The sequence below is a fragment of the Achromobacter sp. ACM03 genome (genome assembly GCF_014851665.1).
Lineage (GTDB): Bacteria > Pseudomonadota > Gammaproteobacteria > Burkholderiales > Burkholderiaceae_B > Achromobacter > Achromobacter aegrifaciens.
The window spans coordinates 1,397,223-1,419,572 of sequence record NZ_JACVAD010000002.1; the positions used below are offsets into that span (position 1 = coordinate 1,397,223).

Below are 22,350 nucleotides of genomic sequence, written 5' to 3' on the forward strand. Positions count from 1 at the left end.
TAGCGGATCGCCTTTTCTATGAACGTAGCCATGCAGACCTCCCGCCTTTCCGCCGCGCCGCGCTCCTCGCTGCCAGTCCTGCTCGTATGGGCCGTCGTGCTGGCGTTGCTGGTCATGTCGTGGAAGGGCGCCGACATGCGGCCCCTGGACCTGCTGCGCGATTCGGGCAATATGGCCCAGTTCGCCGCCGACTTCTTTCCGCCCAATTTCCGCGACTGGCGCATGTACCTGGACGAGATGATCGTCACCGTGCAGATCGCGGTCTGGGGCACCTTCCTGGCCATCGTGGTCGCCGTGCCGCTGGGGCTGCTGTGCTCGTCGAACATGGTGCCGGCCTGGGTGTACCAGCCCATGCGACGCCTGATGGACGCGTGCCGCGCCATCAACGAAATGGTGTTCGCCATGCTGTTCATCGTGGCGGTCGGGCTGGGCCCGTTCGCCGGCGTGCTGGCGCTGTGGGTGCACACCACCGGCGTGCTGGCCAAGCTGTTCTCGGAAGCCGTCGAGGCCATCGATCCGCGTCCGGTGGAAGGCGTGCGCGCCACCGGCGCGAACGCGCTGGAGGAAATCGTCTACGGCGTGATTCCGCAGGTGCTGCCGCTGTGGATCTCGTATTCGCTGTACCGCTTCGAATCCAACGTGCGTTCGGCCTCGGTGGTCGGCATCGTCGGCGCGGGCGGCATCGGCACCGTGCTGTGGGAGATCATCCGCAGTTTCCGCTACGCCGAAACCTGCGCCGTGATGATCATCATCGTGGCTTTCGTGGTCATCATCGACATGGCGTCGGCGCGCATCCGGCGCGCGCTCATCTGAGCATGCGCGGGGCCCGGGCGGGCCCCGCGGCCTCAGGACTGCGGAAGCAGCGCCTGGAACGCAGGCAGCGCCAGCAGGCCCGCCAGCTGCGCGGCCTGCACATCGGCATCCGAAACCGCCGCGCGCGGCATCAGGAAGTTGACGGTGCCCAGGCAGACCCCGCCGTACACCACCGGCACATTGATGACCGAGCGCAGGCCCAGACGCTGGATCGCGTCATGGTCGTCGAAGAATTCGCGGATCGCGTCCTCGCCTTCGCCGACGAACAGCTTTTGCTCCAGCAGGACGTGGCGGCCCCAGGCGGTGCCGCTCTTGTCCTTGCTGCCGCCGGGCGGATAGGCCTCGGGGTTGGAGCTATACAGCCGCAGCACCCGCATGGCCTGCGCGTCATAGCGGTTGACCGTGCACAGCGTGTGCGCCAGCGCGGCGTGCGCATGGGCGTCGATGGCGCGCAAGGCCGCGACCGGATCGGCGGCCGCGTAGGCCCGGGCGATGGCGGCCACGCCGGCCTGCGCCGGCGCGGTGGATTGGATGCTCACGGTCATTCGGCGGTGATTCCCAGTTCTTTGATCAGCTTGCCGTACTTGTCGGCGTCGCGCGCCAGGATCTGGCCGAATTGCTCCGGCGTGGTCTCGGTCAGCAGCACGCCCATGTCGCCCATTTTCTTGATGACTTCGGGACGCTTGAGGATCAGGTTGATCTCGCGGTTCAGGCGTGCGGTCAGTTCGGGCGGCATGCCTGCCGGGCCGAAGGCGCCGTACCAGACCGACAGCTCGTAGCCCGGCAAGGTCTCGGCTACCGTGGGCACCTCGGGCAACAGCGGCGAACGCGCTTCCTCGGTGACGGCCAGCAGCTTCAGCTTGTTGTTCTGCACATGCGGCAGGGTCTGCGTGCCGGCGCTGAACAGCACCTGCGTGCGGCCGGCCACGGTGTCCAGCACCGCGGGCGCGCCGCCGCGATAGGGGATGTGCATCATCTTCACGCCGGCGGCCTTCTCGAACAGCGCGGCGCTCAGATGGTTGGTGGAGCCCTGGCCGGCGGAGGCATAGGCCACGGTGCCGGGATTGGCCTTCAGGTAGGCGATGAACTCCTTCACGTTGGACGCGGGGACCGACGGGTTCACCACCAGGGTGTTGGTGACCAGCGCGAGCTCGGCGATGGGCGTGAAGTCCTTCACACCGTCGAACGGCATGCTGGAGTAGAGCGCCTGGTTCATCGTGTGCGTGCTCATCGAGCCCACCAGCAAGGTGTAGCCGTCCGGCTTGGCGCGCGCCACGAAGGTGGTGCCGATGTTGCCGGACGCGCCCGAGCGGTTTTCCACGATGACGGGCTGGCCCAGCGACTGGGTCAAACCTTCGGACAGCACGCGCGCCAGGATGTCGGTGGAGCCGCCCGCAGCCCACGGCACGATCAGCGTGATGGGTTTTTCGGGCCACGCGGCGTGGGTGAGCGCGGGCGCGGCCAGCGCCAACCCCAGCGCGAACGAGCGCAGCAGTCGTTTGAATTGCAGTTTCATGGTGTTTACCCCTTTGCTTGATATCCGGTCTGCATGCCGGTTGAATGAAACAGGTTCAGCGGCCGGCGGCATAGCCCTGCATGCCGCGCGGGTTGGCGCCGGCGCGCAGCAGCAGGCCGCCGCCCGCGGCAGGCTCGCGGGTGCAGGCGCTGATGCGGCCTTCGGACCAGTCCGGCCCCACCTTGACCTCGTGGCCCGCCGCGCGCAGCGCCTCCAGCGTGGCGGCCGGCATGCGCGATTCCACGGTCAGCCGGTTCAAGGTAAGGCTGCGCGGCCAGAACGAGCCCGGGAAGTGATCGATATGCCAGGAGGGCGCTTCGATCGCCTCCTGCAGATTCATGCCCATGACATGGCGCAGGAAGAATGCCACCGTCCATTGGTCCTGCTGGTCGCCGCCCGGCGTGCCGAATGCCATGTAAGGCTGCCCGTCGCGCAGCGCGAGGCCGGGCGACAGCGTAGTGCAGGGACGCTTGCCCGGTTGCAGTTGGCCCGGCACGCCTTCGTCCAGCCAGGTCATCTGCAGGCGCGTGGTCAGCGGGAAGCCCAGGCCGGGCACGACGGGGCTGGACGACAGCCAGCCGCCCGACGGCGTGGCGGCCACCATATTGCCGTCGCGGTCGATGACGTCGATCTGGCAGGTATCGCCCACGAAGATCTCGCGCGCCGCCCATTCGGCTACCGGCGGCAGTGCGGCGAAGGTCGGTTCGCCCACGCCGAAGCGGGTGTCGGAGGCAGCCAGGGTGCGCACGGCTGCGTCCAGGTCGGGCAGGCGCGGTGTCTGGCCGCCAGGGCTGCCCGGCAGGAACTCGGACGAAGCGTGCGCGCCGATGCCTGCCGCGCGGGAGAGGGCGTACTCATCGCTGAGCAAAGCGGCCAGCGGCACCTGCGTGCAGGCAGGGTCGCCGTACCAGGCGGTGCGGTCGGCGAAGGCCAGCTTGGCCGCCTCGGCCACGTAGTGCACGAATTGCGGCGAGGTCGGCTCCAGCCCGTCCAGGCCCAGGTGCCGCAGTATCGCCAGTTGCTGCAGGTGGACCGGGCCTTGCGACCAGACCCCGCACTTGGCCACGGTGTAGCGGCCGTATTGGCCAGTCAGAGGCTCGTCGTAGGTGGCGCGCCAATCGGCCAGATCGGATTTGCGCAGCAGGCCGCGGTTGCGCTGGCCCGTGGTATCGCGTACCTCGGCCTGCGTGTAATAGTCGTCGATCGCGTCGGCCACGAAGCCGCGGTACCAGACCTCCAGCGCAGCGTCGATGCGGCCGCGCCGGTCGGTGCTGCGGGCGTGCGCCTCGTCCAGGATGCGGGTATAGGTGGCGGCGATGGCGGGCGTGCGGAACAGCGCGTCGGGCGCAGGTACGCGGCCGTTCGGCAGCCAGACCTCGCGCGAACTGGTCCATTCGTCGCGGAACAGCGCCTGCACCGCCAGAATGGCCTGCGAAATGCGCGGCACCAGCGGAAAGCCGTTGCGCGCATAGTCGATCGCCGGGCGCAGCACATCGGCCAGTTCCCAGGTGCCGTAGTCGCGCAGCAGGGTCAGCCAGGCGCCGAAGGCGCCGGGCACCGTGGCGGGCAGCAGGCCGATGCCGGGCACCAGGTCCAGGCCCAGGCCGCGGAAATAGGCGGGCGTGGCCAGCGCGGGCGCGGGGCCCTGGCCGCAGAGCGCGCGCATGCGCTGTTCCCGTTCGCTCCAGAGCAGGATGGGCACTTCGCCGCCCGGACCGTTCAGGTGCGGTTCCACGATCTGCAGCGCGAAGCCGCCCGCGACCGCCGCGTCATAGGCATTGCCGCCGCGCTCCAGCACGCTCATGGCCACTTGCGAGGCCAGCCAATGGGTGGAAGAGACCACGCCGAAAGTGCCGCGTATTTCGGGGCGGGTGGTGAAGGATGCGCTCATGAGGCCGGTCCGGGCAGCAGGGGATGCTTGCAGTATAGGGTCATGAAATAACTGATTTTTCCTTTGTTGGCATAATTGAATAACCAATTGGTTATAGGAAAGATCGTGACCTGGGATGCCGCCCGTCTCGCCAACCGTCTCAAGCATCGCCACCTGGCGCTGCTGATCGAAATCGCCAGGCACGGCTCGCTCACGCGCGTGGCCGCCGCGGCCGGCATCAGCCAGCCCGCCGTCACCAAGGCGCTCACGGAGATCGAGGACATCTTCGGCGCGCCGCTGTTCACGCGCACCGGTCGCGGCCTGCAACCCACGCCGCTGGGCGACCTGGCCCTGGTGCGCGCGCGCCACATGCTCAGCGACCTGGACCTGTGGGCGCGCGAGGTCGAGGCCCTGCACGCCGGCCGTTCCGCGCATCTGCAGGTGGGCGTGGTGCCCTACGTGTCCAGCGCCTTGCTGACGGCGGCCATCAGCCGCCTGCACCAGCGCCACGGCGTGACGCTCAGCCTGCACCGCGCCACCACCGACCATCTGGTGCCCATGCTGCGCCGGCACGAACTGGACTGCATCATCAGCCGCGCCACCTCGACCGTGGCGCCGGAGGATCTGATCCACCGCGTGCTGTACCGCCAGCGGCCGCGCCTGATCGCGCATGGCCGGCTTGCGCAGCGGCTGGCGCGGCGCAAGCCGGACTGGGCCGCTGTGGCGGCGATGGACTGGGTGCTGCCGGCGGCCAACACGCCGACGCGGCAACTGATCGTGGAGCATTTCATCCGCGCCGAATTGCAGCCGCCATCGCCGGTGCTGGAGGCGTACTCCACCGACGTGATCGAAGGCATGCTGACGATGAACGAGACCCTCATCTCCGTGGTGCCGGAAGACATCGCGCGCGAACTCTGCCAGCGCGGCAAGCTGGGCATGGTGCCCTGGGACTTCGGCTGGGAACTGCCGCCGATCAACCTGATACGGCGCAAGCGCGAACAGCCGCTCGCAGCGGAGGAATGCTTTTCGGAGATCCTGCTGGATCTGTGCGGAGACGCCGCCGCGCCCTGGGGCCAGGGCGACCCGCGTTGAACGGCGGCGCTAGGCGTTGAGCTTGTCGCGGGCGATGTTCAACAGTGCGGCGGCAGCGGTTTCCGGGGCGGCATCGTTGCTGACGCGCAGCAAGCGGCATTGTGGCGGTACGGGGAATGCCTGCGTCGCCCGCGCCAGGCGCTGCGCGATCTGTTCCGCGCTTTCGCGGCCGCGTCCCGCCAGGCGGCGGACGAGCTGGGCGGGATCGACCGTGACCTCCACGGCGGTCAAGGCCGGGTAGCGCGAGTGCGCCTGTTCCAGGTGCGCGCGCGAGCCGTTGATGATGACCGCGGCGCCGCATGACAGCCAGGCGTCTATTTCGATGCCGATGCCGTAGTGCAGGCCGTGGCTGGCCCAGCGCAGGGCAAAGCAGCCCAGGGCGGCGCGGCGTCCGAACTCGTCTTCGGTCAGGCTTAGCGCGTCTTCGGTGGCGCCGCTGTCGCGGGTGATGTAGCGATGCGCGACCAGCACGGGCTCATCGCCGCGCAGCTCGGCGCGCAGCAGGCGCAGCAAGGTGTCCTTGCCGCTGCCCGAAGCGCCCATCAGGTAGATCAGCCTGGCGCCGTCGGCGGGAACCGAGGCGCTCATGCCGCCGCCGGTCCTTGCAGATAGCCGGCTCCAGCCGCATCGATGCTGGAACCATCAAAACCGTAGTGCCTCGCCGCGACGAAGTCCGCGCCCGGCGCGGGCTGCACGTAGACGCTGACTCCGGGTACGGTCATGGGCTGCCCGCGCAAGGGATCGGCGAACGCGGCGATTTCGGCCTGCGCTTGCGACAGCGCCTCGCCTTGCAGCTTGCCGGTCAACGTAATGTGGAAGACGTAGGTATCGAATACGTACGGATAGCCCCAGCGCGCCAGCATGGTTTGCTGCGCCGGACTGAGCGATTGCGGTTGGCGGCGCGCGGTTTCCTCGGGCGTGGGCGGCGCGCGCAAGGGATCCAGGTCGCGCACGGCGGCTTCGGCCAGGGCCTGGATCCGCACGCGTCCCTGCGTGTCGGACGCAGCGATGCGCCAGGCCAGGAAGCCGCGCAGCGGTTCGCATTCCAGTTCCAACGAGAACGGCGTGCCGCCTGCGGCCAACTGGCGGGCGGCCGCGTCGACCTGTTCGGGCCTTGCGCCCGGGTTCAGGCGGAAGGGCGGCTTCAGCGTGGCGTGCAAGCCATAGTGGCGCGGCGCTTCGGTCCAGTTGCGCGCTTCCGCGTTCTGGCCCGGCCGCGGCGGCAGCGCCAGGCCGGTGTCGGCGCAACGGCCCAGCCAGCGGCTGCCGTGTTCGCGCCAGGGGCCGGTGGGCGCCAGGTACAGGGCGTAGCGATGGGCGAGGGGCATGGTCAGGCCGCCATGCGCTGGCTGTGGCTGTCGTCGAAGGCGCGCGTGGCGTAACGCAGTTCGCCGCCCACGATCGCGGCGCAGACGCGGGGCAGCCCCGGCACCTGGTCATCCACCACGATGGCGTCGGCGATCAGCCCGGGCGCCAGCGCGCCGCGATCCTTCAGGCCGGCGGCGCGGGCCGGATTCAAGGACACCAGATCCCAGGCTTGCGCCAGCGGCAGCACGCCGTCGTTGGCCAGCTTCATCACCGCGGCCAGCGGGGCGGGGTAGTAATAGTCGGATGTCAGGATGTCGCACAGGCCGGCGCGGACCATTTCGGTGGCGCTGGGCGCGCCGGTGTGGCTGCCCCCGCGCACGACGTTGGGCGCGCCGAAGACCACGGAATCGCCCAGGTCGCGGGCCACGCCGGCGGCCTCGCGGGTCAGCGGAAACTCCGCCACGCCGCAGCCCAGCTGGTGGTAGTAGCGGCGGGTGGCGGCGTCCGGATCGTCGTGCGAGGCCACCTTCAAGCCCGCTTCCTGCGCGCAGCTGGTCAGCTCGCGCATGGCGTCCGCCACCGAATCGGCGGCGGCCATGGCGGCGCGGATCCGGTCCTGGAAGACGTCGAGGTCGCACTCGGCGCGGTTGGCGTACTGCATCAGTTTGCGCTCATCGCCCAGGCGGCGCGCCATGCTGGGCAGGTGGTCGTTCAGCGCCAGGAAGCGCACGCGGCCGTCGCGTATCCATTGCTGGGCAATATCCAGGCCGCCCACGTGATGGGTTTCGAAGCGCAGGTGCACATAGTGCCGCGCGCCCATGAGATAGCGCATTCTTTCCAGCGCGTCGAACATGCGTTCGGCGTAAGCCTCGCCGCGCAGCCCGCCTTCCCAGGACAGGGTCACGCCATGGAACTCGGTGGTGATGCCGTTGGCCAGCAGCTGGCGGTCCACGTCGAACAGGGCGCTGTCGTACGGAAAGGTCACGCTGGGCCGCGGCATGACTGCGCGCTCGAAGGCGTCGCCGTGCAGGTCCACGATGCCGGGCAACACCAGCAGATCGCCGGCGTCGAACCAGGGCGCGCCCCGCGGCGCCGCGGCGGCGGAGCCTTCGATCAGTCCGCCATGGAACCGCAGGCTGGCCTGTTCGACGCCGCGCGGCGTCAGGATGCGTTGGCCTGTGACACCGGCCAAGGGCGAGGGGGCGTGCGTGTGTGTGTTCATGGCGTGACGTTAGCGGGATTGCATTACAACCAGATGTCTAGATGAGTTAATCCGTTGGCCGGAGTCTTCCGCGCCGCCTGCGCGCGCAGGCGGCGGCCTTGCGTCAGCTGTCGTCCGTCACCATCAGCTGGACCATGTCGCCCACGAAGCGCGCCACGCTATATTGCAGCGGCGAGCCTTCCTGGTCCACATTCAAGGCCTCCACCTGAAGAATGGGGCGGGTCTTGGGCTGGCCCAGCAGGCGGGCGATTTCGGGCGTGGGCAGGGCGGCGGTGATGCGCGACCACTTGCGCGTGTAGTCGCCGATGCCATAGTGGGCATAGACCTTGGAGATCGAGCGCAGCGACGCCAGGCGGTCGGCGAAGTCGGGGAAGCGCTTTTCGTCGAAGAAATGTTCCGAGACGCTGATCGGGCGGTTCTCGGCTTTGCCTACGATCTGCACGCGCAACAGCGGCGCGGTACGCGTCAGGCCCAGGTGCTTGGCGATGTCGCCGGCGCGCAGGCTCTGGCTGCCCAGGACTTCCTGGTGGCCCAGCATGCCCTGGCTGCGCAGGTTCTCGGAAAAGCGCGTGCGCTTGCCGATGGCGTAGTCGATCGCGTGTTCCTGGACGAAGGTGCCGCGGCCTTGTTCGATGCGGACCAGGCCGCCTTGTTCGAGTTCTCCCATCGCGCGGCGGATGGTGTGGCGGTTGACGGAAAACTTGGCGGCCAGCTCGGGCTCGGACGGCAGCTGTTCGCCTGCCGCATAGAGCTTGTTGCGGATATCGTCCGCCAGCGCTTCGCCGATTTGCCGCCAGACGGCGATGCCGGAACCTCTTTCGACCATAGGGTGTGCTCGTGCTGTCACATCAGCTTCATGAAGAATGGCAGTGATTGTGCACCATGCGGCGGCGGCCGCAAAGGCGCTGCGGACGCGCTGCAACTGTCATCAAAAATTCACGCCAGGCTGTTGAACTTCCATTTCGGAGCGATCATACTCCATCCGGTCGTCTAGACGTTTAGAGGAAAAAGATGGATCACCCCAAGACAGGGCAGGATGCGGCGGGCGCGCAACGCGCCGCCTGGATGCGCGTGCTGGCGCTGGCCGATCCGGCCGCGCTGGATGGCGCTTTTTGCGCGCTGGCGGGCAAGCCGGAACACCAGACGTTGCGCCCCGCGCAAACCGGCATGGCCATGGTGCGCGCCCGCAGCGGCGGCACTGGGGCCCGCTTCAACCTGGGCGAAATGAGCGTGACACGTTGCGCGGTGACGATGGGCGAGGGCGTGGTGGGCGTGGCTTATGTGCAGGGCCGCTCGCAGCGCCATGCCGAGCAGGCGGCCGTGGCCGACGCCCTGCTGCAACTGCCGGAATGGCATGACACGGTGCAGGCACAGCTGATCCAGCCGCTGGCCCGCCTGCATGCCGAACGGGTCGAGCGCCAGGCCCGCGTGGCGGCGCAGACCAAGGTGGAATTCTTCACGATGGTGCGAGGCGAGGACTGACATGCAGCAACAGATACAAGCCGCCGCGGCCTCGGGCCGGGCGCTGCTCCCCGGATTCGCGGATCCCGTCGGCGACGCGCAGGCCACGTTCCGCGCCGCGCTGGACGCCATGGCCCACCCGGGCCGCATCCATGAAATCCTGATCGAAACCGGCGTGCCGGCGGGCCTGTCGCCTGCCATGACCGCGCTGCTGCTGACGTTGGTGGACGTGGACACGCCGCTCTGGCTGCCTGAAACCGTCAGCGCGGACGCGATCGCGTTTCTGCGATTTCATTGCGCCTGCCCCATCGTGCCATCGCCCTCGCTCGCGCGTTTTGCCGCGGTGCCGGCTGGCAGCAAGGCGCCGGCGCTTTCGGCTTGCCACCAGGGCGATCCGGCCTATCCCGATCTGTCTACCACCTTGCTGATCGAGGTCGAATCCTTGTCGGGCGGGGAACCCGCCATCCTCAGCGGCCCGGGTATCAAGAGCCAGCAGCTGCTGCATGCGGCAGGGCTGCCCGAGGGTTTCTGGCGCGAGTGGCGTCTCAATCATCAACGGTTTCCGCTCGGTGTCGACGTGTTCCTGACGCACGAGCGTCGGATCTGCGCACTGCCGCGCAGCACGCGCAAGGAGAACTGACATGTACGTAGCCGTAAAAGGGGGCGAACGCGCCATCCTCAATTCCTACCGCATGCTGGACGACTACCGGCGCGGCGACCGCGAAGTGCCCGAGCTGAGCCTGGACCAGATCCGCGAACAGATGCCGCTGGCGGTATCGCGGGTCATGGCGGAGGGCTCGCTCTACGATCCGCAACTGGCGGCGCTGGCCATCAAGCAGGCCGCGGGCGACCTGATCGAAGCGGTGTTCCTGCTGCGCGCCTACCGCACCACCTTGTCGCGCTTTGGCTATACCCAGCCCATCGACACCGGCCGCATGCGCCTGCAGCGCCGCATCTCGTCCACCTTCAAGGACGTGCCTGGCGGCCAGATCCTGGGTCCGACCTACGACTACACCCAGCGTCTGCTGGACTTCTCGCTCGAAGCGCAGCGCGAAGCCGACGCCTTGCCGCCGGGCGGCGAGGCGCTGGATAGCGCCATGCCGCGCGTCACCGACCTGCTGGCGCACGACGACCTGATCGACGCCGAAGCCGTGCCCGAAGGCGATCCCGAACCCTTCGACCTGACCCGGCAGCCGCTGGATTTCCCGGCCTCGCGCGCGGCCCGCCTGCAGAACCTGGCGCGCGCAGACGAAGGTTTCCTGCTGTCCATGGGCTATTCGACCCAGCGCGGCTACGGCAATACCCACCCCTTCGCCGCCGAGATCCGCTACGGCGCGCTCGAGGTGGAAATGCACATCGAGGAATTGGGATTCGCCGTCACCGTGGGCGAGATCGAGATCACCGAATGCCAGATGGTCAGCCAGTTCGCGGGCAGCGCCGAGGAAGGCCCGAAGTTCACCCGGGGCTATGGGCTGACCTTTGGCTATGGCGAACGCAAGTCCATGTCGATGGCGCTGGTGGACCGCGCGCTGAAGGCGCGCGACCTGGGCGAACGCGCCGATTCGCCTGCCAATGATCACGAGTTCGTGCTCTATCACAGCGACAACGTCGAAGCCTCCGGTTTCGTGCAGCACTTGAAACTGCCGCACTACGTGGACTTCCAGGCCAATCTTGAACTGTTGCGGCGCATGCGCGCCGAACGCGCCGCGCCCGAGGCCGCGCGCAACGATCTGATGGACGAGGCGGTTTCCCCATGACTACGCAACACGCAACGGTCGAACGCGACGACCACTACAACTTCGCCTATCTGGACGAATCCACCAAGCGCATGCTGCGCCGCGCCTTGCTCAAGGCCGTCGCCATCCCCGGCTACCAGGTGCCTTTCGGCAGCCGCGAAATGCCGCTGCCCTATGGCTGGGGCACTGGAGGCATCCAGGTCACGGCGTCCATCATTGGCGCAAACGACGTGCTGAAGGTGATCGACCAGGGTTCGGACGACACCACCAACGCGATCAACATCCGCCGCTTCTTCGGCCGTGTCACGGGCGTGGCGACGACGGAATCCACTTCTGCCGCCACCATCGTCCAGACCCGCCACCGCATCCCCGAGACGCCGCTGGCGGAAGGGCAGATCATGGTGTTCCAGGTGCCCATTCCTGAACCGCTGCGCTGGCTGGAGCCTTCCGAAACCGAGACGCGCACCATGCACGCGCTGGCCGAATATGGCGGCATGCACGTCAAGCTGTACGAGGACATCGCGCAGCACGGCCATATCGCCACCACCTATGACTATCCTGTCATCGTGAACGGACGCTACATGATGCGGCCTTCGCCCATCCCCAAGTTCGACAACCCCAAGCTGGACCGCAGTCCTGCGCTGATGCTGTTCGGCGCGGGCCGCGAAAAGCGCGTCTACGCGGTGCCGCCTTACACGCAGGTGAAGAGCCTGGACTTCGAGGACCACCCGTTCAAGGTCGAGACCTGGAACGAATGCTGCGACCTGTGCGGATCGCGCGAGAGCTATCTGGATGAAATCATCCTGGACGACGCCGGCACGCGCCGCTTCGTCTGCTCCGACACCGAGTACTGCAACGACCGGCAGGCGCAACAGCAAGCCAACCAGGAGACCGCGGCATGAACGCCCAACCTTTGCTTTCAGTGCGCAACATGACGCGCACCTGGGACGGCGTGCACGGCTGCCGCAACGTCAACTTCGATCTGTATCCGGGCGAAGTCTTGTGCGTGGTCGGCGAGTCCGGTTCCGGCAAGAGCACGCTGCTGTCGGCCGTGTCGTACCAGACCAGGCCGGACGCGGGCAGCGTCTGGTACGACACCCGCGACCAGGGCTTTACCGACCTGGCCGCGCTGCCCGGCGCACGCCTGCGCCTGCTGTCGCGCACCGACTGGGGCTTCGTGCGGCAGAACGCCCGCGACGGCCTGCGCATGCAGGTCAGCGCGGGCGCCAACATCGCGGAGCGGTTGATGGCCGTGGGCGACAGGCATTACGGCGACTTGCGTCAGGCCGCTGGCAACTGGCTTCAGAAAATGGAGATCGACGCGGGACGGCTGGATGACAGGCCCACCTCGTTTTCGGGCGGCATGCAGCAGCGCCTGCAGATCGCCCGCAACCTCGTGACGCACCCGCGCCTGGTGTTCATGGACGAACCCACGGCTTCGCTGGACGTGTCGGTGCAGGCGCGCTTGCTGGACCTGCTGCGTCAGCTGGTGGCCGATCTGGGTTTGGCTGCGATCGTCGTGACCCACGACCTGGCCGTGGCGCGCCTGCTGGCGCATCGGACCCTGGTGATGCGCGGCGGCGAAGTGGTCGAAAGCGGCCTGACCGATCAGATCCTCGACGATCCGCAGCATCCCTACACCCAGTTGCTGGTGTCCTCCATTTTGCAGAGCTGACCATGCCTGAAAAGACTCCCATGATCGAGGTGCGGGGCCTCGGAAAGATGTTCACCCTGCATAACCAGGGGGGCATGCGCCTGCCCGTGCTGGAGTCGGTCGACTTCGACGCGGCGGCGGGCGACTGCCTGGTGCTGGCGGGACCGTCCGGCACCGGCAAGAGCACCCTGCTACGCTGCCTGTACGGCAATTATCTGGCGACCGAAGGCAGCATCCGGGTGCGCTGGAACGACGAATGGGTGGAGCTGGCCGGCGCCCCCGAACAACGCATTCTGGCCTTGCGGCGCGAGGTGATCGGCTACGTCAGCCAGTTCCTGCGCGTGATTCCGCGCGTGTCGGCGCTGGACGTGGTGGCCGAACCCCTGCGCGCAGCGGGCGTGGAGGCCGACGAAGCCCGCTCCCGCGCAGCAGCCCTGCTGCAACGCTTGAACGTGCCGCCGCGCCTGTGGGGACTGGCGCCCGCCACGTTCTCGGGCGGCGAGCAGCAGCGCGTGAATATCGCACGCGGTTTCATCGCGCGCCATCCCATCCTGCTGCTGGATGAACCCACCGCGTCGCTGGACGCGGACAACCGCCAGGTCGTGATCGCGCTGATCCGCGAGGCCATGGCAGAAGGCCGCTGCCTGCTGGGCATCTTCCACGACGCCGAAGTGCGCGATGCAGTCGCCACGCAGACGCTGGCCTTGCGTCCCGCCCAACCCGCCCTGGCCGACCTGGAGCAATGATGCAGAGCACCTATCTCACCCATGCCCGCGTGGTACTGCAGGACCGCATCCTGGAGGACAGCGCCGTGCTGATCGACGATGGCCGCATCGTCGCCATCGAACCTGCCGGCGCGCGCGCGGACCGCGAGATCGATCTCCGTGGCCAGACCTTGCTGCCTGGTTTGATCGACCTGCATTGCGATGCCATCGAAAAGGAAGCCGAGCCGCGTTCGCGCGTGTTGTTTCCGCTGGATTTTGCCGTGGCCCAGGTGGACCGCCGCAATGCCGCGGCCGGCATCACCACGCCGTATCACGCGCTGTCCTTCGCCAACAGCGAGTGGGGCGTGCGCAACAACCAGACGGCGGCGGAAGTGGTGCGCACGGTGCGCGCCTTCGGCCAGCACAGCCTGGTCGACAACCGCGTCCACTGCCGCTACGAAGTCACCGACGCCTCCTCGGTGGACGTGCTGCGCGCGCTGATGGACGAGGGCGCGGTGGACCTGCTGTCGGTGATGGACCATTCTCCGGGGCAGGGCCAGTTCAAGACGCTGGAGTCCTATCTGCAGTACATGATGGGCAACCATGCCATGAGCCGCGAGCAGGCCGAGGAGGCCGCGCAGGCCAAGACGCGCGCCAAGGATGGCGCGGTGGCGCGGGTGGAGGCGCTGCTGTCGCATGCGCAGGGACTGGGCATCCCCACCGCCAGCCACGACGACGATTCGATCCAGCGCATCGCCACCATGCGCAACCTGGGCGTCGCGATGAGCGAATTCCCGATCACCCTGGATACCGCGCGCGCCGCGGTGTCCTGCGGACTGCCCACCATCCTGGGCGCGCCCAACGTGCTGCGCGGCCAGAGCCAGAGCGGTTCCATGCGCGCCATCGATGCCATACGCGCGGGCGTGGCCAGCTGCCTGTGTTCGGACTACCAGCCGTCGGCGTTGATCGCCGCCGCCTACACGGTGGCGGCTCAGACCGACCTGACGCTGCCACAGGCGGTCGCGCTGGTGACGCTGAATCCGGCGCAGGCTTGCGGCCTGTCCGACCGCGGGCGCATCGCGCCGGGGCTGCGCGCGGACCTGGTGGCGGTGGCGCAAGTGGGCACGCAGCCGCTGATCAGCCATACCTGGTCGGCGGGGCGGCTGGTATTCTCGGCGCACTATCCGCCCGTGCGCGCCAGCGAGCAGCGGGCGTCCGAAAAGCAGGCCGTGGCGGCCTGAACCGGTTCCTGGAGAGAGATGTGTTGCATCCCATCGTGACAGCCGTGGCCTGCAGCCCGACGCACGGGTTCAGCAAGCCGGTGGTGCCGGCCATCATGTTGCTGAAAGGGCTGGGCGTGGAAGGCGACGCCCACATGGGCGTTACGGTCAAGCACCGCTCCCGCGTCAAGGCGGATCCCGCCCAGCCCAATCTGCGGCAGGTCCACCTGATCCACGGCGAGCTGCACGACGAGCTGCAGCTTGCCGGTTTCAACGTGGCCGAAGGCACCATGGGCGAGAACATCACCACCCGTGGCATCGACCTGCTGGGCCTGCCGCGCGGGGCGCGCCTGCATATCGGCGCGGATGCGGTGGTCGAGATCACCGGTCTGCGCAATCCCTGCTCCCAGCTCGACAACTACCAGCAGGGCCTGACCGCCGCTGTGCTGGGCCGCCATCCGGACGGCAGCCTGATGCGCCGCGCCGGCATCATGGGCATCGTGATCGAAGGCGGCACGGTGAGCGCCGGCGATCCCATCCTCGTGGCGCTGCCCGACCTGCCGCACCTGCCGCTGGAGCGTGTCTGAACGCCGTCCGCGCAAGGCCGGCCTGTCGCAAAAACATCGCCGATATGCGCAGCCGGGAGGCCGTGCATCTGGTTAAATGACGGGAAAGGCGCGGCCGCGATTTCCGCGGCGCGCCGGCCCTTTTTCCGGAGTTTGCGATGGCACGATTCAATTTCACCCAGGATCCCGAGGAACCCGATCTGTGGGCCGCGGAGAACGTCGCCGCCGGCAAGGGCCGTCCGCCCATCCACGTGATGATCCAGACTGACGGCGAAGAACCCGACAGCAGCGCGTCCAAGGTGGTCAAGGCCATCATCGATGACCTCGACGACCAGATCCTGGCTGCGGCCGAATTCCTGCTGGAAAACTACTCCTACGAGCACTACAAGAAGCTCGGCCTGGACGACAACCAGCTGCTGCAGGAAGAAACCCCCGAAGCCATGGCCCAGCATGCCGTGCTGCGCGCGCTGTGGCTGTTCGACGAAGACGGCGACGGCTATGAACTGTGGTTCACGCTGCCCTGGGATCCGGTGCACACCTACGACGTGGAATTCGAGGACGGCGCGCCCGTCTCGTGCTCGGTCAACGACTAGGGCGTACAGCGCCTAGGGCCGGTCCAGCTCGAACTTCGTCGCCTGGCTCTGGCCCAGCGAATCGTCATAGCGGTACAGCATCTTCAGGGTCTTGCCCTTGCGGACCGTGTTGGCGGCGGTGTTCTCCAGCACCACGTCGATCTCGCGGCCGACGAATTCGGTGCAGTCGGTATCGGCGCGGGCGCCATCGGGGATGTCCGCGTTCCTGACCTTCAAGCGAAACATCAGTTGCGTCAGTTCCGTACCGTCGGTGCGGTACTGGCGCATCACCACGGGCAGGTTGGCCACGGTGCCGCCCAGCTCGCAGGAAATGCGGGTCCAGGCGTGGGAGGCGGGCGCGGCGGACATTAGGGCCGCGGCTGCCAGGGCGCAGCGCAGGCTAAGGCGTTTCATGGCATGAGGACTGAGCGTGGCGCCCATGCGCGCCGCGCCGGGATGGGAAGCGAAGGGCTTATATGTTGCTCCCCGCCATGGCGCCGGTCAAGCTGGCGCTAGCCATGAAAAAAAACGGGCCATGCGGCCCGTTTTTCATTGCCCGCTGCGTCAGGCGTTCTGGCGTGCGGCCTGGCCCGCGGGGGCTTCCTCGGCCGCGGCGGACTCGGTATCGGCCGTGTCTTCGCGATTGCCTTCCAGCTTGGAGATCACGGCGGTGGCCAGGCTGTTGCCGACCACGTTGGTGGCGGTGCGGCCCATGTCGAAGAACTGGTCGATGCCCATGATCAGCAGCAGGCCCGCTTCCGGCAGATGGAACATCGGCAGGGTCGCGGCCACCACCACGAGCGAGGCGCGCGCCACGCCGGCCATGCCTTTGCTGGTCACCATCAGCACCAGCAGCAGGGTCAGCTGCTGCGTAAAGCTCATCTGGATGTTGTAGGCCTGGGCGATGAACAGTACCGCGAAGGACTGGTACATCATCGAGCCGTCCAGGTTGAAGGAGTAGCCCAGCGGCAGCACGAAGCCCGAGATGCGCTTGGGCACGCCGAAACGCGTCAGCGCCTCGATGGTCTTGGGGTAGGCCGATTCGCTGCTGGCCGTGGAAAACGCCAGCAGCGTGGGCTCTTTGATCAAACCGCCCAGGCGGAAGGTCGACTTGCCCAGGAACAGATAGCCCACGGCGAACAGAATGGCCCACAGCAGCGCCAGGCCCAGGTAGAACTCGCCTATCAGCTTGCCGTAGCTCACCAGCACGCCCAGGCCCTCGGTGGTGATGGCGGCGGCCATGGCGGCGAACACGCCCAGGGGCGCAAAGCGCATCACGTAGTCCGTCACCCGGAACATGATCTTGGCCAGCTCGTCGATCAGGTTGTAGATGGTGTTGTGGCCCTTGCCGCGGATGAAGGACAGGGCGGCGCCGAAGAACAGCGAGAACACCAGGATCTGCAGGATCTCGTTGTTGGCCATGGCCTCGGCGATGCTGCGCGGGAATACGTGCGTGATGAAGGCCTTGAGCGTGAAGTCGCCCGTCTTCAGGCCTGAGGTCAGGTTCGCGTCCGGCAGCGCCAGGTTCATGTGCGCGCCGGGCTGGAAGATGTTGACCAGCGCCAGGCCCAGCAGCAGCGACAGGGCCGAGGCGGCGATGAACCAGACCATGGCGCGCATGCCGATGCGGCCCACGGCGCTGGCGTCGCTCATGCTGGCCAGGCCGGTCACCAGGGTGGCGAAGACCAGCGGCGCGATGATCATCTTGATCATGCGCAGGAAGATGTCGGTGACGAGACTGAAGTACGAGGCGATCTGCAAGGCCTCTTTCTCGTTCTGCGCGTAGTTGTGGCAGAAATAGCCCACCACGATGCCCAGCACCATGGCGATGCCGATGTAACGCGTCAGCTTCTTAGTGTTCATGATCAAAACGGAAAACAGGGATCGTTTGCCTGGCCCGGCAGGGCGGGCGCGCCGGCAAGAGGCGGGCAAGAGGATCCGGAGAGGGAATGCCAGGGTAGGCCGAGAGGCCCGGGTTTACCCTTGGGGCGCGATCTTAACGCCGCGCACCTGACACGTAGTTGTCAGATCGGGGACGGATAAGGCGGCTTACCCGGGAGCGGCTTCGGGACCGGCGATGTCGAAGTTGTATCAATTTGGAACTGCTGCGCTATCGCTCGCGCTCATGCCAGAATGGGCCGATCCCGGCGTGCGCGGCAGCGGCGCAGGGCAACACGAACAACAGGCCCCTGCGCGGGGCCGCACAAGGAGACCAGGCAATGCCGAAACGCGAATTGTCCGTGCTGGCGTCCGGATACACCTATCTGGAGGGGCTGCGCTGGCACGAAAACCGCTTGTGGGCGTCGGACTTCTATACCGAGCAGGTCATCGCCGTGGACCTGGATGGCACGGTCGAGCAGATCTGCAAGGTGCCGCAGCAGCCGTCCGGGCTGGGCTGGCTGCCGGACGGCCGCCTGCTGATCGCGTCCATGAAGGACCGCAAGCTCTTGCGGCGCGAGACGGACGGCACGCTGGCCGTGCACGCCGACCTGTCGGCGTACACCGGAGGCCCGGTCAACGACATGGTGGTGGATGCGCAGGGTCGGGCCTATGTGGGCAATTTCGGTTTCGACCTGATGGCGGGCGAGCCGGTCCGCAATACCGGCATCGTGCGCGTCGATCCCGACGGCTCGGCGCGCCAGGTGGCCGACGGACTGTGCTTTCCCAACGGTTCGTTCATCACGCCGGATGGCAAGACCATGATCGTCAACGAAACCTTCGGCAACCGCATTTCCGAGTTCGACATCCTGGCCGATGGCGGGCTGGGGCCGCGCCGCGACTGGGCCGATTTCGGCCCCTTGCCGGCCAGCGACGACCTGGGCGTGTTGATCGCCGCCTCCGCCATCGGACCGGACGGCGGCGCGCTGGACGCGGAAGGGGCCTTGTGGGTGGCTGACGCCATCGGCAAGCGCATCGTGCGCGTGGCGCGCGGCGGCAAGATCCTGGAGCAGATCGACACCGGCGAATTCGGCATCTTCGCCGCCGCCCTGGGCGGGCCGGACGGCCGGACCCTGTTCATGGCGGCCGCGCCCGACTTCATCGAGGCCAACCGCCGGGCCAGGCACGAAGGCTGCATCCTGATGACCCGGGTGGACGTGCCGCACGCCGGTCGGCCGTAGGCGCGGCGGTTTCTGGCGCGGCGCAAGCCGCCGCGCCATCGGTCCTTCGGGGGAGCCGAAGGCTGGCCTGAGCCTTTCGTGCTCATCTGAATGGACCGGATACGGGCGGTTGCAAGACCTTTCGTCGAATCCCCCGTAAAATCACCCCATTCAGCAAGTCTTCAATCATCTTTCAATAGACAGTACCTAAGGAGGACCACTCATGGCCCTAGTCTCCATGCGCCAGTTGCTCGACCACGCCGCCGAGCACGGCTACGGCATTCCCGCTTTCAACGTCAACAACCTGGAGCAGGTCCAGGCCATCATGGAAGCCGCTGCGGAGACCGACAGCCCGGTGATCATGCAGGCCTCGGCCGGCGCGCGCAAATACGCGGGCGAAGGCTTCCTGAAGTACCTGATCCAGGCCGCCGTGGAAACCTATCCCCACATCCCCGTGGTCATGCACCAGGATCACGGCCAGTCGCCCAAGATCTGCCAAGGCGCCATCGACCTGGGCTTCTCCAGCGTCATGATGGACGGCTCGCTCAAGGAAGACGGCAAGACCATCGCCGACTACGACTACAACGTCGAAGTGACCAAGAAGGTCGTGGATACCGCCCACAAGCTGGGCGTGACGGTCGAAGGCGAACTGGGCTGCCTGGGTTCCCTGGAAACCATGGAAGGCGACAAGGAAGACGGCCACGGCGCCGACGGCAAGCTGACCATGGATCAGCTGCTGACCGACCCGGAACAAGCCGCCGACTTCGTGCGCCGCACGCAGCTGGACGCCCTGGCCATCGCCATCGGCACCAGCCATGGCGCCTACAAGTTCACGCGCAAGCCCACCGGCGATATCCTGTCGATCTCCCGCATCAAGGAAATCCACGCCCGCCTGCCCAACACCCACCTGGTGATGCACGGCAGCTCCAGCGTGCCGCAGGAACTGCTGGCCGAGATCCGCGAATTCGGCGGCAACATGAAGGAAACCTACGGCGTGCCCGTCGAGGAAATCCAGGAAGCCATCAAGTACGGCGTGCGCAAGATCAATATCGACACCGATATCCGTCTGGCCATGACCGGCGCGATCCGCCGCTTCTTCGCTGAAAACCCGGAAAAGTTCGACCCGCGCGAATACCTGAAGCCGGCCCGCGCCGCCGCCAAGGCGATCTGTGTGGCTCGCTACACCGAATTCGGCACCGCCGGCAACGCCAGCAAGATCAAGGCCCTGCCGCTGACCGAAATCGCCGCGCAATACGCGTCGGGCAAGCTGGCTCAAGTGGTGCAGTAAGCATCTGCCGCAGGCGCATGACGCCAAAAGGCGTCTGGCGCCAAAGCGAAAAAAGGGCGGTCCACCCAGGTGGACCGCCCTTTTTTTGTCTGCGCCGCCGCTAGGGCGCCGGCGAGTTGCGGGGAAAGTGCGGCACGGTACGGTCCACGTGGTGCCAGGACGGGGCCGACTCGGTCCAGAGGGTGGCGCGGGCGCGGAAGGCTTCCGGATCGTCCAGCGAACCGGCCCGCACGATGTCATAGCCCATGCCCGCCGAATTGCCGAACAGCGGAGTGCCGCAGTCCGCACAGAAGCTACGCATCACGGTATGGCCGGATTCGCCGCGGTAGCGGTGCTCTTTGGGGCTACCGCGCAACAGCGTGATGGAGCCGGTCGGGAAGATCAGGGCATGGGCTGGGGCGCCGCCGCTGGAGTATTGGCAGTCCCGGCAATGACAGGTTGCCGCCATGATTGGTTCATCGGTGATGGCGTAGCGGACAGCGCCGCACTGGCAACCGCCGGTCAGGTGTACCTGCGCGTCGGCGTGGGCGCTGCGTTTTAGGGAAGCATCCTGCATACGGCTTTGTCTCCGGCTTGGGGTCAGCGCCGTGACGCGAGAGGCGGCCGGCGCGCATCATAGGGGAGGCAAGAGCCTAACCCGGCCGCCGGGCGGCGTCGAGGGGAGGGCCGGCAAAACCTGCCCATTTGCAGTAACCTATGCGCTTCGCAGGACCCGCGCGCGCCGCGCCGGCCTTGCCCGCAGTTCCCGGATTCCGTTCTACTTCCCGCCCTGGCGCTTGCCCGAGGCGGGAATCTTCATTATTGCCATAGGCCATTCCCGTGACTTCTGCTTTGCATCAATCCAGCATCAAGTCCTTGCCGCTGCTGGGCCGCGGTAAGGTGCGCGACATGTACGCGGTGGGCGACGACAAGTTGCTGATCGTCGCATCGGATCGCATCTCCGCGTTTGACGTGATTCTTGACGACCCCATCCCCGGCAAGGGACAGGTGCTGACCGAACTGACCGAGTTCTGGCTGCAGAAGCTGGCCCACATCCTGCCGAACCACTCCACCGGCATCAAGCCCGAAGACGTGGTCGCGCCGGACGAAGTCGACCAGGTGCGCGGCCGCGCCGTGGTGGTCAAGCGCTTGAAGCCCATCCTGGTGGAAGCGGTCGCCCGCGGCTACCTGATCGGCTCGGGCTGGAAGGACTACCAGGCCACCGGCGCCGTCTGCGGCATCAAGCTGCCCGCCGGCCTGCAACAGGCAAGCCAGCTGCCCGAACCGATCTTCACGCCCGCCGCCAAGGCCGAGTTCGGCATGCACGACGAGAACGTGGACTTTGCCCACGTGGTCAAGGAAGTCGGCCAGGAAATGGCCGAGCGCATCCGCGACGTGACCCTCAAACTGTATGCCGAAGCCGCCAAGTTCGCGGCCACCAAGGGCATCATCATCGCCGACACCAAGTTCGAATTCGGGCTGGACGACGACGGCACGCTGTATCTGATGGACGAAGTGCTGACGCCGGATTCCTCGCGCTTCTGGCCTGCCGACGGCTACCGCGTGGGCATCAGCCCCCCGTCGTTCGACAAGCAATTCGTGCGTGACTGGCTGGAAACCCAGACCTGGGACAAGACCCCGCCCGCGCCGCGCCTGCCGCAGGACGTGCTGGAAAAGACCGCCGCCAAGTACCGCGAAGCCTTGGACCGCCTGGTCGCCTGAACGCTGCCGGGTAAGGAAAGCCCGCTCCCAAGGCGTCTGGATGAAGAAAATCCGGATCGCACTTCGGTTTTGTGGGGCGGGGTTCTTGAGTCGCCAGCGTCCGGACTGCGGGATTCCGATGCTCGCCCCGGTGGGGCTGCGCTTCGGATCCCTCCGCCCGGCCGCCGGCTCACGGCATCTGCCCCTGAACGGGGTCCAAAACCAACGCATTAGGCGACTGTAGCCGAGGCGGCCCGGAGCCATCCGAAGCGCAGCCCCATTGGGGCGAGCATCGGAATGGCGCAGGGCCGCCTCGGCGGCTAAAGAACTCCGACATCCGCAAGCTCGAGGCCCTGCCGCTTCGGTGTTGTGAGGCGGGGTTCTTGAGTCGCCGGCGTCCGGACTGCGGGATTCCGATGCTCGCCCCAATGGGGCTGCGCTTCGGATCCCTCCGTCCGGACACCGGCTTACAGCATCTACCCATGAACGGGTCTGAAGCCAGCGCATTAGGCGACTGCCAGCCGAGGACCCAGGAGCCATCCGAAGCGCA

At 67.2% G+C, this 22,350-nt stretch carries 24 protein-coding genes; 14 read left to right on the top strand and 10 right to left on the bottom strand.

The annotated features are described in order from the left end of the window. Nucleotides 1-18: 18 nt before the first annotated feature. The gene (gene phnE / locus IB257_RS14680; RefSeq protein ID WP_054451506.1) at nucleotides 19-813 is read left to right on the top strand and encodes a phosphonate ABC transporter, permease protein PhnE; all 795 of its coding nucleotides are present in this window, start codon (nucleotides 19-21) and stop codon (nucleotides 811-813) included. Nucleotides 814-845: 32 nt separating this feature from the next. On the opposite strand, the gene IB257_RS14685 is transcribed toward phnE, so the two are convergent. From IB257_RS14685 to IB257_RS14695, 3 genes are read right to left on the bottom strand one after another with little or no spacing between them, the layout of a single operon-like run. Next, a complete protein-coding gene (locus tag IB257_RS14685) occupies nucleotides 846-1,358 on the bottom strand; it encodes a GAF domain-containing protein (protein WP_192329107.1) in 513 nt (170 codons plus the stop codon). Next, nucleotides 1,355-2,329, bottom strand: coding sequence for a tripartite tricarboxylate transporter substrate binding protein (locus tag IB257_RS14690; RefSeq protein WP_054451502.1), 975 nt, complete (start codon nucleotides 2,327-2,329; stop codon nucleotides 1,355-1,357). The genes IB257_RS14685 and IB257_RS14690 overlap by 4 nt, the downstream gene beginning before the upstream one ends. A gap of 55 nt (nucleotides 2,330-2,384) precedes the next feature. Next, nucleotides 2,385-4,220 (bottom strand): gamma-glutamyltransferase family protein, encoded by a 1,836-nt coding sequence (locus IB257_RS14695; RefSeq protein WP_192492480.1) that lies wholly within the window; start codon nucleotides 4,218-4,220, stop codon nucleotides 2,385-2,387. Between the two features lie 105 nt (nucleotides 4,221-4,325). On the opposite strand from IB257_RS14695, the gene IB257_RS14700 reads away from it, so the two are divergent. Further along, entirely contained in the window at nucleotides 4,326-5,291 is a 966-nt protein-coding gene (locus IB257_RS14700; RefSeq protein WP_175181917.1) for a LysR family transcriptional regulator, read from the top strand. Between the two features lie 9 nt (nucleotides 5,292-5,300). On the opposite strand, the gene phnN is transcribed toward IB257_RS14700, so the two are convergent. The 4 genes from phnN to phnF all read right to left on the bottom strand — a co-directional run bounded on the left by phnN (nucleotide 5,301) and on the right by phnF (nucleotide 8,647). Then, nucleotides 5,301-5,879 (bottom strand): phosphonate metabolism protein/1,5-bisphosphokinase (PRPP-forming) PhnN, encoded by a 579-nt coding sequence (phnN, locus tag IB257_RS14705; RefSeq protein WP_192492481.1) that lies wholly within the window; start codon nucleotides 5,877-5,879, stop codon nucleotides 5,301-5,303. Further along, nucleotides 5,876-6,619: a DUF1045 domain-containing protein gene (locus IB257_RS14710; protein WP_192492482.1), complete on the bottom strand. Its 744-nt coding sequence runs from the start codon at nucleotides 6,617-6,619 to the stop codon at nucleotides 5,876-5,878. The genes phnN and IB257_RS14710 overlap by 4 nt, the downstream gene beginning before the upstream one ends. Before the next feature lie 2 nt (nucleotides 6,620-6,621). Next, nucleotides 6,622-7,821, bottom strand: coding sequence for an alpha-D-ribose 1-methylphosphonate 5-triphosphate diphosphatase (locus IB257_RS14715; protein WP_192492483.1), 1,200 nt, complete (start codon nucleotides 7,819-7,821; stop codon nucleotides 6,622-6,624). Between the two features lie 103 nt (nucleotides 7,822-7,924). Then, nucleotides 7,925-8,647: a phosphonate metabolism transcriptional regulator PhnF gene (gene phnF / locus IB257_RS14720; RefSeq protein ID WP_054451488.1), complete on the bottom strand. Its 723-nt coding sequence runs from the start codon at nucleotides 8,645-8,647 to the stop codon at nucleotides 7,925-7,927. 185 nt (nucleotides 8,648-8,832) lie between these two features. On the opposite strand from phnF, the gene phnG reads away from it, so the two are divergent. The 9 genes from phnG to IB257_RS14765 all read left to right on the top strand — a co-directional run bounded on the left by phnG (nucleotide 8,833) and on the right by IB257_RS14765 (nucleotide 15,755). Continuing rightward, a complete protein-coding gene (phnG, locus tag IB257_RS14725; protein WP_088142251.1) occupies nucleotides 8,833-9,303 on the top strand; it encodes a phosphonate C-P lyase system protein PhnG in 471 nt (156 codons plus the stop codon). Nucleotide 9,304: 1 nt separating this feature from the next. Beyond that, nucleotides 9,305-9,922 carry a phosphonate C-P lyase system protein PhnH gene (gene phnH, locus IB257_RS14730; protein WP_054451484.1) on the top strand — a complete coding sequence of 206 codons (618 nt, stop codon included), beginning with the start codon at nucleotides 9,305-9,307 and terminating at the stop codon, nucleotides 9,920-9,922. A 1-nt stretch (nucleotide 9,923) separates the two neighbouring features. Next, a complete protein-coding gene (locus tag IB257_RS14735; protein ID WP_054451483.1) occupies nucleotides 9,924-11,039 on the top strand; it encodes a carbon-phosphorus lyase complex subunit PhnI in 1,116 nt (371 codons plus the stop codon). Further along, the gene (locus IB257_RS14740; RefSeq protein ID WP_054451481.1) at nucleotides 11,036-11,920 is read left to right on the top strand and encodes an alpha-D-ribose 1-methylphosphonate 5-phosphate C-P-lyase PhnJ; all 885 of its coding nucleotides are present in this window, start codon (nucleotides 11,036-11,038) and stop codon (nucleotides 11,918-11,920) included. Before IB257_RS14735 ends, IB257_RS14740 begins: the two co-directional genes overlap by 4 nt. Further along, on the top strand, nucleotides 11,917-12,693 hold the full coding sequence (gene phnK / locus IB257_RS14745) for a phosphonate C-P lyase system protein PhnK (protein ID WP_013395684.1): 777 nt from the start codon (nucleotides 11,917-11,919) through the stop codon (nucleotides 12,691-12,693). Before IB257_RS14740 ends, phnK begins: the two co-directional genes overlap by 4 nt. A gap of 2 nt (nucleotides 12,694-12,695) precedes the next feature. Beyond that, nucleotides 12,696-13,418: a phosphonate C-P lyase system protein PhnL gene (gene phnL, locus IB257_RS14750; RefSeq protein ID WP_054451479.1), complete on the top strand. Its 723-nt coding sequence runs from the start codon at nucleotides 12,696-12,698 to the stop codon at nucleotides 13,416-13,418. Further along, nucleotides 13,418-14,617 (top strand): alpha-D-ribose 1-methylphosphonate 5-triphosphate diphosphatase, encoded by a 1,200-nt coding sequence (locus IB257_RS14755; protein WP_054451477.1) that lies wholly within the window; start codon nucleotides 13,418-13,420, stop codon nucleotides 14,615-14,617. The genes phnL and IB257_RS14755 overlap by 1 nt, the downstream gene beginning before the upstream one ends. 23 nt (nucleotides 14,618-14,640) lie before the next feature. Then, nucleotides 14,641-15,183: an MOSC domain-containing protein gene (locus IB257_RS14760; RefSeq protein WP_119450665.1), complete on the top strand. Its 543-nt coding sequence runs from the start codon at nucleotides 14,641-14,643 to the stop codon at nucleotides 15,181-15,183. A 137-nt stretch (nucleotides 15,184-15,320) separates the two neighbouring features. Continuing rightward, nucleotides 15,321-15,755, top strand: coding sequence for a hypothetical protein (locus IB257_RS14765; RefSeq protein WP_054451475.1), 435 nt, complete (start codon nucleotides 15,321-15,323; stop codon nucleotides 15,753-15,755). A gap of 12 nt (nucleotides 15,756-15,767) precedes the next feature. Here IB257_RS14765 and IB257_RS14770 read toward each other — a convergent pair whose 3' ends face one another. Continuing rightward, nucleotides 15,768-16,148, bottom strand: a complete 381-nt coding sequence (locus tag IB257_RS14770; protein ID WP_125470418.1) for a hypothetical protein — start codon at nucleotides 16,146-16,148, stop codon at nucleotides 15,768-15,770. Between the two features lie 150 nt (nucleotides 16,149-16,298). After that, entirely contained in the window at nucleotides 16,299-17,597 is a 1,299-nt protein-coding gene (locus IB257_RS14775; RefSeq protein ID WP_119450666.1) for a dicarboxylate/amino acid:cation symporter, read from the bottom strand. Nucleotides 17,598-17,953: 356 nt separating this feature from the next. Here IB257_RS14775 and IB257_RS14780 point away from each other — a divergent pair, with 356 nt between their 5' ends. Together IB257_RS14780 and fba are read left to right on the top strand one after the other, a co-directional pair. Beyond that, nucleotides 17,954-18,853: an SMP-30/gluconolactonase/LRE family protein gene (locus tag IB257_RS14780; RefSeq protein WP_175181922.1), complete on the top strand. Its 900-nt coding sequence runs from the start codon at nucleotides 17,954-17,956 to the stop codon at nucleotides 18,851-18,853. A gap of 202 nt (nucleotides 18,854-19,055) precedes the next feature. Further along, nucleotides 19,056-20,120: a class II fructose-bisphosphate aldolase gene (gene fba, locus IB257_RS14785; protein WP_013395676.1), complete on the top strand. Its 1,065-nt coding sequence runs from the start codon at nucleotides 19,056-19,058 to the stop codon at nucleotides 20,118-20,120. Nucleotides 20,121-20,220: 100 nt separating this feature from the next. Here fba and IB257_RS14790 read toward each other — a convergent pair whose 3' ends face one another. Continuing rightward, the gene (locus IB257_RS14790) at nucleotides 20,221-20,676 is read right to left on the bottom strand and encodes a GFA family protein (RefSeq protein ID WP_054451472.1); all 456 of its coding nucleotides are present in this window, start codon (nucleotides 20,674-20,676) and stop codon (nucleotides 20,221-20,223) included. Between the two features lie 263 nt (nucleotides 20,677-20,939). Here IB257_RS14790 and IB257_RS14795 point away from each other — a divergent pair, with 263 nt between their 5' ends. Next, nucleotides 20,940-21,821 (top strand): phosphoribosylaminoimidazolesuccinocarboxamide synthase, encoded by an 882-nt coding sequence (locus tag IB257_RS14795; RefSeq protein WP_049075485.1) that lies wholly within the window; start codon nucleotides 20,940-20,942, stop codon nucleotides 21,819-21,821. Nucleotides 21,822-22,350: the final 529 nt, after the last annotated feature.